Source organism: Clostridium gasigenes (assembly GCF_017348895.1).
Lineage (GTDB): Bacteria > Bacillota > Clostridia > Clostridiales > Clostridiaceae > Clostridium > Clostridium gasigenes.
This window is the reverse complement of the sequence record NZ_CP071376.1, coordinates 1465001-1477500: the sequence shown is the minus strand read 5'-3', so window position 1 is coordinate 1477500 and position 12500 is coordinate 1465001. Positions and strand designations below refer to the sequence as shown.

Genomic DNA, 12500 nt, shown 5'->3' with positions numbered 1-12500 from the left:
ACAAAACTTGCAAATACTATGGCTATGGCTCCAAATACAGCAACCATTATTAATTTTTCATTTATCGGTAGTGATTGTACTGATTTTTCTGTTGCTTGTTCCATTAGATATTCCTTACCGAAAATAATATTAATTAACTTTTGCATAGTTACTGATGTTCCATTTATTAAGAAATGGATTATTGCTGTTGCAAATATACTTTTTGTAGCTCTAACCACTAATGCTAATATAAATCCAAGTACTGTTGCATATAAAAATTGTTGTGGATCTAAATGTAGCATACCAAAGAATAATCCAGTAACTAATGCTGCTTTATATTTATTGGTATTATCATATCCGGATAGTACAACACCTCTTATAGTAACCTCTTCAGTAATTGCTGGTAAAACTGCAACTAACATTAAAAGAAGTATATATGGTGTTGATCCTATTCCAGTCATAAATGCACCAATTTTATTTTCAAAGAAGAAAGATGTTATTAGGGCAAAGAATGTCATAATTGGCTGACATACAAATCCTAATAATATTATTAATAATACATCCTTTAAATAAAGTTTATTTAATTTAAAAGTATCTCTTGCTGAAGATTTAGTTACTATTACATAAATAATTGCCGGTATTAGAAATATTATTGCATGACTTAACACCAATAATATTCTTACATCACTTACCCCAAACTTCTCGTATATAGGTCTTAAACCGTAAGGTAAAAATATTTCTAATAATAATATAATTAAAAAATATAGATTTGCTTTAAAAACTTTTTTCATATATATCCTCCATAATATTTTCTTTATATTTATTGTATAACTTATCCTTAGTGTGGGCATACTTTTAATGAAGCGAGTAAGCTTCCACAGTTAATCGCCTCTCCCCCATTTTATTTATATACAAAAGGTAATCTCCTTTAAGACTTTTAGTTTTAAAGGAGATTATTTTTGTACCATATAACTTTATTAAACTAATTTAAAAGCAATTTAATAAAGCTATAGTTATCAAATCACTTCTCTATTTAAACATCTCTAGTTCTTTTTCAAGCATTTCTAAAGCACTAAAAGTTGCTTTATTCCTTACTTCTTCTCTGCTTCCATTAAATTCAAATTTCTTAACTATAGTTTTATCTTTTACTTTTATTCCTATATAAACTAATCCTACGGGTTTCTCAACTGATCCACCACCAGGTCCCGCAATTCCTGTTGTAGCAATTGATACATCAGTATCGGCCTCTCTTGCTATCCCTTGAACCATTTCCATTGCTGTTTCATAGCTAACTGCTCCAAAGTTTTCTAATGTTAATTCACTTACTCCAAGTCTTTTTATCTTAGCTTCATTTGAATATGTAACTGCCCCTTCCTTAAATACTTCCGATATCCCTGGATAGGATATTAATTTTGAAGCAACCAGTCCACCTGTACATGATTCTGCTGTTGAAACGGTTAACCCATTATTGCATAAAATCTTTGCCACTACAAACTCTATTGAATTATTATTTTTATCCACTTTTGTAAATTTCAATTTTTCATTAGTCATACTAATCCCCCTCTTAACTTAAAGTATATTACACTAATAATATATAGTAATTATACCAACCATTTACTACTTCTTATTATATTATACTTTATAAAATTAAAAAAAGACTCGTGAAGTTGTATTTATATTTAATAAATTAATCCTCTTCAAAAAATAACCATCCTAATTTTTCTCTATTCTCTACTCTTTATTAGCATTAATATAATAGGCACCGTCATTTTTTAACCCTTCATTTACTATTTCAAAATTATTACCCTTTAATATTGAGGTTATTGTATTTAGATCTTCTTTTTTACTTTGTTCTAATGTAATGGTAAAAGTATCTTTACTATCTACAACACCCATATAGTCAAATATATTACTATATTCTCTAACCCCTAAATCTCCCTTTATATCCATTTTATAATTTGGCATATGCAACCTCCTATATGATAAGCGCTAAACCCTTAGCCTTATATATATTTTGTTCAGGTAATAATTATTTATACATATATTATTTTTATATACTCCCGTTCTTACTCTTTACTTATTTAACTCAAAATTTACTTTTTCTCTTATTATATATAATGGTCTACCGTTGCTTTCATCAAATATTTTTCCTATATATGTTCCTAAAACACTCATAGCTACAAGTATTATTCCTGCAATTAAACTAATATAACTTGATAAGTAAAATATCACACTAACTCTATTCCCAAACATAGTATTGCAAATTGCATATATTATTTGAATAAAGAATATAGTAACAAATAATAAACCAATTCCGCCTATTATTTTTATTGGTTTATTTGAAAATGATACTATTCCATCTTCAGCTAACTTAAGCATTTTCTTTAAAGGATATTTTGTTTCTCCAGCAAATCTTTCTGCTCTAACAAATTCTACATAAGTTTGATTAAACCCAATCCACGAAACCATCCCTCTTACAAACCTATTTTTTTCAGGCATACTATTAAATACATCTACAGCTTTTCTATCCATTAATCTATAATCACCAGTATCCTTTGGTATCTCTATATCAGACATTACATTTAATATTTTATAGAAATATTTAGCTGTTAATACCTTAAAGAAAGTTTCTCCTTCCCTTTTCTTTCTCTTAGCGTATACAACTTCATATCCATTTTCCCACTTATCTATCATATTTACTATAAGCTCTGGTGGATCTTGAAGATCTGCATCAATAATAATTACTGCATCTCCATGTGCTTCTTTAATTCCAGCTGTGACTGCTATTTGATGACCAAAGTTTCTTGCAAAATCTATTATTTTAATTCTATTATCTTCTTTTGCAAGTTCCTTTAACATTTTTAAAGTTCTGTCTTTACTTCCATCATTAACAAAAATTAATTCGTAATTATATTTAACATTATTCATTACTTCTGATAATCTTCTATAACATTCCCCTACAACTTTTTCTTCGTAATACATTGGTACTACTACCGATATAAGTTTCCCCATACAATCACCTTCACTCTAATTATTTGTTTTACTAAAACTTATGTCTAATAATACTTTGACTTTTAAATACATACCTTACGTCTTAATCATTTTCTTTATTTATTAAATGTCCACACTTTATTACCTATAAAATTAATTATAGTTGTTAATCCTAAAGATGCGCCTTGTGCTATAACCTCATTTATCCCTATCTTTTGCGCTAATAAAATTAATATGCAATTATTTATAAACATTGTTCCTATATTTACTACTATAAACTTACAAGCAGTAGCTATATCTTTACTATTACTTTTAAATACCCATCTATTATTCCAAAAATAGCTATTCACTATTCCACAAATATATCCGATTGTATTAGCCACAATTATGTCTATACCCACAAATCTTAATACATTAAATATCCCAATAGTTATTGCAGTATTTAACACCCCTACTAATCCAAACTTTATAAATTTCTCCATGATTCTATCCTTTCTATCTAAACTTAAAGATTTTTAAAAAATATTTACTGATAATATGATATATTTTCTTTCAAATCTCTTAAATTTAATTCCCTAATCTTCAATTTCTATTATATTTAAAATAATTATTCTTAATTATCTTTTCTCCAATATCATAAGCTTTTAACAAGTTGTTTTTCTCTTCTTCATCTTTGCACTGGCCTTTTATTATATTTCCCTTAATTACAGTTGCATCTCTATTTGTATTAACTAAAACTCTACCCATAGAAGTTTTTTTATAATTAAAATCCTCTACCCCTAATAAATATAAAACAGTTGGCATAATATCAACTTGTCCTCCGTGCTTATTAAACGCTTGCTTATGACCATTTTTCGAATATATTATTAAAGGTATTTCTTTAGTGTATTCTTTCCACCAATTACCTTCATAACATAAATCTTTAATATCATCATTATAATATTTATGTACACCTCCATGGTCTCCATAAATAACCACTATTGTATCATCAAGTAACCCATCTTTATCTAACCTGTCTATAAACATACCAATTTGTCTATCAGTATAACTAATACTCTCGAAATATCCACCTAAGTAACTTTTATCTATTTTTTTAGGTAAATTTAATACCCTATATTCATCATCTATATTAAATGGTCCATGACTAGTTAACGTAGAAGAATGAAGATAAAATGGCTCATTTATTTTATCAATCTTATAAGCTAATTGATTTAAAAAACTTTTATCTGATAATCCATACCCAACATATTCATCATAAAAATAATCATCGTCATCCCAAATTTCACTAGCGCCAAATCCATTTCTATGAAGTTCTAACCAATTAAACTCTCCAGGTTCTAAAGGATGAGTAGATATAGTTTTATATCCTTGATTATTCAAAACCCTCTGTAATGAATTAGGATAAACTACTTCACCATAATTTAAAGCTGTAATATCCCCGCCCAAAGGAAATATAGATGTATTAACCATATAATCACAATCTATACTATTACCTGCATTATTTTGCTCATATATATTATTAAAATACAAGCCTTCTTTAATTAACTTATTTAAAATAGGAGTTATCTCTTTACCATTGGTCTTTTTATTTATAACAAAATTTTCTAGAGACTCTATTTGCAGAAAAATAACATTCTTACCTTTAAACATACCCTTATACTCATTATCAGGTAAGTTCTCATTATTACTTACTAGCCAATCATCTATTTCCTTCATATCTTCAGCTTTAGGATTATGAAATACCCTCTTCAAAGTTCTTATAGCCTCATATCCATGATATCCTATTGGACCTGGTGCTCTAATTGACATCAGAGTTGTCCAACTTTGATCAAACATTTTTCTATCCCACCCTGCTAAGCTTAATACATCTAAGGATATAAATGAAATAAATATGCCTAGTATAGCCATTATAAATGTTACACTAAATTTAATTAAATTTCTTTTTTCATTATTTATTATTTTACATACTAATATCCATACTATTATTAAAATTATATCTATAACAAATAGTATATCAGATGATTTAAATATAAATATATCTCCCTTCATTGGATTAAATGTTCCTGGAAAGAAAATGTTTTTTAAACCTAGTAAATCCATATTCATTCTATAATATCCTAGATCCATAACTAACAAAATACTATAAAAGATGTTTAATAAATTATAATATATAATTTGCTTATTATAAGAAAGTAAATATCCGAAAGAAAAAACAAGAATAATATACATCAAATGTACCAAACTTAACTTTATACTTATATTGTCTATTATTAACTTATCAGCTTTTCTCTCTTCTAATATAGTTAAAAATACAGTAGTCTTTATTAACATATCTATAACAATTACAAATCTAAATATAGATATCCAGTTACTCCTTATCTTATCCTTAGCATTACAATATATGAATTTTAACAAATCAAACTTCATTATCTAACGCACCTTTCACATTATACCGATTTTATACTTTTATATTTACATCCTATAAAATCAATTCCCTTTGATATACTCCAATACACAGAAATTAAAATAATTACATCAGTTATGAAGTTGAATAGAAATAATTGTTTTGTAGTATCAGCTTCTCCATTACCTACAAAAGGCATAGGGAATTGTAGTGCTGCTATAAATATTAGAAGCCAAATTATATATATCTTATTTCTAATTTCATTATTACCTTTATTCTTAACATATTTATAAATTGAAACCGAAAAAATCATAGTATAAATTAATATAACAAACCTAATATTTTTAGGAAATTTATTTTCTCTAAATTTAGACCATATTGTAAATTTATCAAATTCTCTTATAGATTCTTCACTATAGCTTCTTGAATATTTACCTAAACCTGTCCCTGTTATAAATGCATGGTTTGCAGTATATTTCATTCCTTCTATAAGTCTTATTGGATGCGTTAAATAAAACTTAGCTAACTTTCCATTTGACATCTTTCTATAGAATTCATTTTCAGTTATTTCTGTTTTAGGTGCATATTTAACATATTCATCTGGATTTAAATAAGCATGTTTACCAGCTTCAACATACATATCTGAATTTAATCCTAAATCTATTAAATCTTGCTTTGGATCATTTGAACCATTAAGCACTCCATAAAACACAGAATTATATTGAGTATCTTTACTCATCTCTTTATTTTTCATAGTTATTCTCATAGGATATATTAATATTATAACTAAGAAAACTGATAAACACACAAGATTAACTTTACTTATAACCCTTCTATTATCCAATAATACTTTAACTAACATAAATATTATCATAGGCACGGCTGTTATTATTTGCATTTTAGATCCTACAAATAAAAATGCTGCAATAAATATAAATACTATTCTACCTATTATCTTATTATCATCTTTAAGTGTATATTTTTTATAAACATAAGAACTATATGCCGCGATAAATAACATAAGTGTACTAATCATCATAGGCTCACCATATAGACTGTTAAACCATATTAAATAATTTCCATCTAAAAAAACGAACAAACTTAATAAGCTTAAAATTCCAAACTTTAATCTGCTTTTTATGTTCATACTTTTCATTATTATATATAATGCTGAAACATATATAATAACGTAAATTACAGCTAAATATTGAGTTTTAAATACATCTTCTCCAATAGACCTACAAATAAGTGATATAAAATATATTATATATCCAATAGTACTACTTTCAAATTTAATAAATCCATTATCTTTAATAGAGTAATCTGTTACTGTATATTCGTTAAATCTTTTAAAATCTAGATTTATAATATCTTCATTGATTAATCCTATCCCACCCTCTGACATAACTCTTTGAAAATCTCCTTGATCAGCAACCCCTGGTTGTGGATATGAAAACAATACATACTTTATTATTATTAATGCTAAAATCAAAAATAATATTCTTTGGTAAAATAAATTTCTTTTTTTTAACCTCATTAATCTAATTTCCTTTCTAACTAATATTAAAATAATAATTAATCCATATGCATGAAACCTTAATAGACTTCAAATAAATAACTAATCAAATTCTGGTCTATTTTGTATTATAGTTCTTCTCCTATAACAAAATATCTTCAAAATCTTTAACTTGTTATTTTCTATCAGCTCACTTAGTTATTATTTTTTACATAATTTGAATATTTTCATTTGTATATCTTCATAGTGTGTATTTATAATCAAAATGTATTTTCCATTACAATTATACCATAATTTTCAATAATATTAATATTTGCTTTATTTTTATTCTATCCAATTTCTATATTAATAATCTTTTTAAAAATAACAAGTCGATATGATAGTCTATTTAATACTATTTTTAATCTTAACATAAACCCTAATTTATTCTTCCATTCTTTTGCCTTATGATGATAATTAACTAATAAACTGGAAATACTATTAATATATATCATAGTAAATTTATAAAATTATTGATATCGTCATGGAGGTCTTTGAATGTATATATTATTATTAATTATTTTGTTTTTTTTATTAATAAATATAATCTTAGTCTCTACTGTAGTTGTTCTAGAAAAAAAAAGACCTGAAAAAACACTTGCCTGGATTCTAGTATTAATTTTTCTTCCTCCCATAGGCCTACTTTTATATATTTTTTTAGGTCGAAGTTGGAAAATAAATAAACTAGATAAAACCATTTCCTTTAGTTTAAAAGAGTTATTATATCCATTAAAGTTTTCTCATAAGTTAAATAAATATGGATCTTTAATGGAACTATTAGCAGCAAATTCTTATTCTCCGGTGTTCACTAATAATAGCATTAAAGTTCTAAATGGAGGTAGTGAAAAATTTGATGCCTTAAAGAAAGAATTGCTTAAAGCAACTAATCATATACATTTAGAATATTATATTGTAAAAGACGATGTTATCGGTAACGAAATAAAGGATATTCTAATAAAAAAATCTCTTGAAGGTATAACCGTTAGATTTATAATAGACCGAATTGGTTCTTCTAAGTTAAGTCATCGATACGTTAAAGAGTTAAAATCTGCTGGTGTCGAAGTAGTTTTCTATAGCCACTTTTTAGCTCCATTCCTAAGAATTATAAACACTCAAATTAACTATAGAAATCATCGTAAGATTATAGTTATAGATGGTGAAGTTGGGTTTTTAGGTGGTATTAATATTGGCGATGAGTATTTAGGCAAGGGTGAACTTGGCAATTGGAGAGATTGCCATTTTATGATTAAAGGTGATTTTGTACTTGGTCTTCAATCAGTGTTTCTTGATGACTATTCAATTGTAAAAAAAAGTTGCAATGAAGATTATAATATTCCAAGTAATATTGAAAATTATTTCAAGACAGCTACCTCTATAGGTTCGACTGTTATGCAACTTACAAAAAGTGGCCCAGACTCCGAATATCCTTCAATAATGCAAAGCATAATTAAGATGATCAGTATGGCAAAAACAGAAGTAAATATTATTACGCCATACTTTATTCCGCCAGAAGCACTTGTTGATACTCTTAGAATAGCTATACTAAGCGGCATTACTGTAAAAATAATATATCCTAAAAAAGCAGATCACTTTATGGTAAATAGAGCTTCACTTACCTACATAGCAGAATTAGTTAGATGTGGCGCAAAAGTATATTTATATTCTAATAAAGGTTTTATTCATTCAAAAATACTTACTGTAGATAATGAGATTTGCACTGTAGGTACTGCTAACATGGATATCAGAAGTTTTGAATTGAATTATGAAATAAATACAGTAATATATGATAAATATGTTACTGAGGATTTAAACAACATTTTTTTACAAGATCTTAAAAATTGCACTGATTTTAATCTAGATACCTTCGATAAAAGTTCACTAATAGATAGATTTATTAATGGTCTATGTAGATTATTTTCATCTATATTATAGCCTAAACCAATATTATCCTAATATAAGCGTCGTTAAAAAAAGAGAATTTTTCTAACCACTATTACAGTGATTAGAAAAATTGCCCTCTTTTTATATAGATATTATTATTTTTTTAAGACTCCTTATTTGACTTAACATTTTCATATATCCATGTTAAAATCATAGCTATACATCCACCAGATATATCTATTATCACGTCTTTAAATGCCATTGCTCTACCTGGTATAAAGTATTGATGAATTTCATCTGAACCTGCATATAATAAAACCCCTAATAAAGTATATAATTTAGCATTTCTTTTACCCATATACAAACAATTTACTCTATATAAAAGCAAAAATAGAATTAGATATTCAGTGAAATGTGATGCTTTTCTTATTATAAAAGTTGCTAGCTCTCCAAAATACGAATCTAATCTTATACCTAAAAACTCAAATATTTTTATTACCAAATCACTTTGATTACTTGATACCTCACCCGTTTGATTGGACATAAAGAATATTATTCCCATCCATACTAATAACATTACCCATGATATCACTTTGTTTTTTCTGATCATATCTATTCTCCTTAAGTTTTAAAGCATCCTCAAAAATAATAGACTTTACTTTGATATATATTTTATTACAAACAAATAAATTTAATACACTAGTAGTAGTGCTATTCTGTATTAAATAAACAAATCATGAAATAAAATAAACTCTCATATTTACTATTATATTTTTAAAGATGTCTAAATTAAATAATATATTAATCTCCTTAAAAATTATACACTATTTAATTTTAACTTGTATAGATATTAATCACGATCTATTAAATATCTATTAATATAAGCTAAAGATTGCTCTAACATTCCTTGTCCTCTCTCTATATCTTGTACCTTAACTTCTAAGTTACACATCCTTTGTTCTACTAGGTGTAATGTATCTTTTATATCATTTAATAATTTCCCTTCATATGATACTTGTGCTCCATCAGGATCTATATATACTTTTTCAGGAACCGCACCACATTCAGTACATGTTGCATAAACACCATCTCTATCTGTATCTTTAAATACTTTAAACGTATCATTATTACATTTAGAACAATTTGACAACATTATGAAATCATAATAACTTATATCATATTTATTTTCACTCTTACATTGGTCACACGTTAATACTATTTCATTATTATCAGTTACTATATGGAATCTACTACCACTGCATCCCTCTTTTTCACATACAACAGTTCTTATCATATAAGCTCACCTCTCTCTTACTCAATTAATAACATAAATATATGCCTCATATCTTAATATGTTTATTTTATTAAATATATGCTATATTCTTATTAATTATCCTTCTATACCTATTTCTATAATTGCTAATATATAACCCTTCTTAGTATTTTCTATGCCTAAAATATCTTTTTTAAAATAACTAGTAATATTCTAGTCTATTTTCTTTTTAGCTCTATAAATGTAAAGGGCATAAATACATATATGTATTTATGCCCTAATAATAACTTTCTTATAATTATTCAACCTATCTTAAACATTTTATCTCTTCTTCTACTTCTTTTATTAATTCGTCTATCTTATTTATATTCTTTCCTGCTAATAGCAATTCCCTTTTCTCTAATTTTAGTTCTATTATCCTTTGTTCTAACCCAGATTTATTGCCCACAAAAAACACTCCCCATTTCAAAGTTTGTTTTGTTTGATTTTATATTCATTAAGTACCTTACTAGTTTATGAATGAAAACCAGTTTTGTTAAAAATAATCTTATTCTCTATTTAAACCTTTACTATATATTATTAATTATAATATATATAATTAATAATTGATAACTAAATTTTTAGAGTTTTTACTCTCTTTTTCGACAGTTACAATAATATCTAAATTAAAGCAAAAAAAGTTACGATATAAATCGTAACTTTTAATATGGTGGAGGTAACAGGAATCGAACCTGCGACCCCCTGCGTGCAAGGCAGGTGCTCTCCCAACTGAGCTATACCCCCATATGGTGGACCTTCAGGGACTCGAACCCCAGACCGACCGGTTATGAGCCGGTTGCTCTAACCAACTGAGCTAAAGATCCTAGTTTTGACCTGGCGACGTCCTACTCTCCCACACAGCTGCCCGTGCAGTACCATTAGCGCTGTAGAGCTTAACTTTCCTGTTCGGAATGGAAAGGAGTGTTTCCTCTACGCCATCATCACCAGATTACTTATTAAGTATAACTGTTTTAAACTTATTTGTCAACAGTTATTTTAAGATTCTAAATATTAATTTAGTCTCTTATATTTTTTTATCAGAGTTTTGTTCTCTGAAAATTGCACATGAATTATTGTAAATTGGTCAAGCCCTCGACCTATTAGTATCAGTCAGCTAAATATGTTGCCATACTTACACCTCTGACCTATCAACCTCGTGTTCTTCAAGGGGTCTTACTAGCTTATGCTATGGGAAATCTCATCTTGAGGGAGGCTTCACGCTTAGATGCTTTCAGCGTTTATCCCGTCCCGACTTAGCTACCCAGCGATGCTCCTGGCGGAACAACTGGTGCACCATAGGTCGGTCCATCCCGGTCCTCTCGTACTAAGGACAGCTCCTCTCAAATTTCCTACGCCCGCGACGGATAGGGACCGAACTGTCTCACGACGTTCTGAACCCAGCTCGCGTGCCGCTTTAATGGGCGAACAGCCCAACCCTTGGGACCTACTACAGCCCCAGGATGCGACGAGCCGACATCGAGGTGCCAAACCTCCCCGTCGATGTGGACTCTTGGGGGAGATCAGCCTGTTATCCCCGAGGTAGCTTTTATCCGTTGAGCGATGGCCCTCCCACGAGGTACCACCGGATCACTAAGTCCGACTTTCGTCCCTGCTCCACTTGTAGGTGTCGCAGTCAGGCTCCCTTCTGCCTTTGCACTCTTCGAACGATTTCCGACCGTTCTGAGGGAACCTTTGAGCGCCTCCGTTACTTTTTAGGAGGCGACCGCCCCAGTCAAACTGCCCACCTAACAATGTCCTGTCACCAGTTTCATGGCGTCCAGTTAGAACCTCAGTACTGTCAGGGTGGTATCCCAAGGATGACTCCACCAAGGCTAACGCCCTAGCTTCCCAGTCTCCCACCTATCCTGTACAGACAATACCGAAATTCAATGCTAAGCTACAGTAAAGCTCTACGGGGTCTTTCCGTCCAATCGCGGGTAGCGAGCATCTTCACTCGCACTACAACTTCGCCGGATTTGCAGTTGAGACAGTGCTCAAGTCATTACTCCATTCGTGCGGGTCAGAACTTACCTGACAAGGAATTTCGCTACCTTAGGACCGTTATAGTTACGGCCGCCGTTTACTGGGGCTTAAGTTCACACCTTCGCTTGCGCTAAGCATTCCCCTTAACCTTCCAGCACCGGGCAGGAGTCAGCCCCTATACATCAGCTTACGCTTTAGCAGAGACCTGTGTTTTTGTTAAACAGTTGCTTGAGCCTATTCTCTGCGGCCTGCTCTCGCAGGCACCCCTTCTCCCGAAGTTACGGGGTTAATTTGCCTAGTTCCTTAACTGCAATTCTTCCGATGGTCTTAGGATTCTCTCCTCACCTACCTGTGTCGGTTTGCGGTACGGGCACTACTTCTCTTTCTAGATGCTT

The 12500-nt window shown here is 29.4% G+C and carries 10 protein-coding genes, 2 tRNA genes, 2 rRNA genes and 1 pseudogene (2 of these 15 running past the window's edge); 1 reads left to right on the top strand and 14 read right to left on the bottom strand.

The window, feature by feature from the left end:
* The 7 genes and pseudogenes from J1C67_RS07140 to wsfD form a co-directional block, all read right to left on the bottom strand.
* Nucleotides 1-770 carry the 5' portion of a CPBP family intramembrane glutamic endopeptidase gene (locus tag J1C67_RS07140; RefSeq protein ID WP_089973592.1) on the bottom strand. The gene continues 163 nt to the left of window position 1, outside the view, so only the first 770 of its 933 coding nucleotides appear in the window; it begins with the start codon at nt 768-770; its stop codon lies beyond the left edge, outside the window.
* A 238-nt stretch (nt 771-1008) separates the two neighbouring features.
* Nucleotides 1009-1482 (bottom strand): annotated as a pseudogene (locus tag J1C67_RS07135) (CinA family protein); the annotation flags it as partial.
* 228 nt (nt 1483-1710) lie between these two features.
* Nucleotides 1711-1944: a hypothetical protein gene (locus tag J1C67_RS07130; RefSeq protein ID WP_089973596.1), complete on the bottom strand. Its 234-nt coding sequence runs from the start codon at nt 1942-1944 to the stop codon at nt 1711-1713.
* Nucleotides 1945-2052: 108 nt separating this feature from the next.
* Nucleotides 2053-2991, bottom strand: a complete 939-nt coding sequence (locus tag J1C67_RS07125) for a glycosyltransferase family 2 protein (protein ID WP_089973598.1) — start codon at nt 2989-2991, stop codon at nt 2053-2055.
* A 95-nt stretch (nt 2992-3086) separates the two neighbouring features.
* A complete protein-coding gene (locus J1C67_RS07120) occupies nt 3087-3452 on the bottom strand; it encodes a GtrA family protein (protein WP_089973600.1) in 366 nt (121 codons plus the stop codon).
* A 100-nt stretch (nt 3453-3552) separates the two neighbouring features.
* Entirely contained in the window at nt 3553-5397 is a 1845-nt protein-coding gene (locus J1C67_RS07115; protein ID WP_167867637.1) for an LTA synthase family protein, read from the bottom strand.
* Between the two features lie 20 nt (nt 5398-5417).
* The gene (wsfD, locus tag J1C67_RS07110; RefSeq protein WP_167867636.1) at nt 5418-6911 is read right to left on the bottom strand and encodes a glycan biosynthesis hexose transferase WsfD; all 1494 of its coding nucleotides are present in this window, start codon (nt 6909-6911) and stop codon (nt 5418-5420) included.
* Between the two features lie 516 nt (nt 6912-7427).
* On the opposite strand from wsfD, the gene cls reads away from it, so the two are divergent.
* Nucleotides 7428-8861: a cardiolipin synthase gene (cls, locus tag J1C67_RS07105; RefSeq protein WP_167867635.1), complete on the top strand. Its 1434-nt coding sequence runs from the start codon at nt 7428-7430 to the stop codon at nt 8859-8861.
* 112 nt (nt 8862-8973) lie between these two features.
* On the opposite strand, the gene J1C67_RS07100 is transcribed toward cls, so the two are convergent.
* The 7 genes from J1C67_RS07100 to J1C67_RS07070 all read right to left on the bottom strand — a co-directional run.
* Complete coding sequence (locus J1C67_RS07100; protein WP_167867634.1) at nt 8974-9420, bottom strand: VanZ family protein; 447 nt, start codon at nt 9418-9420, stop codon at nt 8974-8976.
* A gap of 240 nt (nt 9421-9660) precedes the next feature.
* Nucleotides 9661-10104, bottom strand: a complete 444-nt coding sequence (locus J1C67_RS07095) for a hypothetical protein (RefSeq protein WP_089973611.1) — start codon at nt 10102-10104, stop codon at nt 9661-9663.
* Between the two features lie 286 nt (nt 10105-10390).
* A complete protein-coding gene (locus tag J1C67_RS07090) occupies nt 10391-10531 on the bottom strand; it encodes a hypothetical protein (RefSeq protein WP_167867633.1) in 141 nt (46 codons plus the stop codon).
* A 259-nt stretch (nt 10532-10790) separates the two neighbouring features.
* A tRNA-Ala gene (locus J1C67_RS07085) sits at nt 10791-10866 on the bottom strand.
* Nucleotides 10867-10869: 3 nt separating this feature from the next.
* Nucleotides 10870-10946 (bottom strand) — tRNA-Ile (locus J1C67_RS07080).
* An 8-nt stretch (nt 10947-10954) separates the two neighbouring features.
* Nucleotides 10955-11071, bottom strand: a 5S ribosomal RNA gene (gene rrf, locus J1C67_RS07075).
* Between the two features lie 131 nt (nt 11072-11202).
* A 23S ribosomal RNA gene (locus tag J1C67_RS07070) occupies nt 11203-12500 on the bottom strand (it continues 1608 nt past the right edge of the window).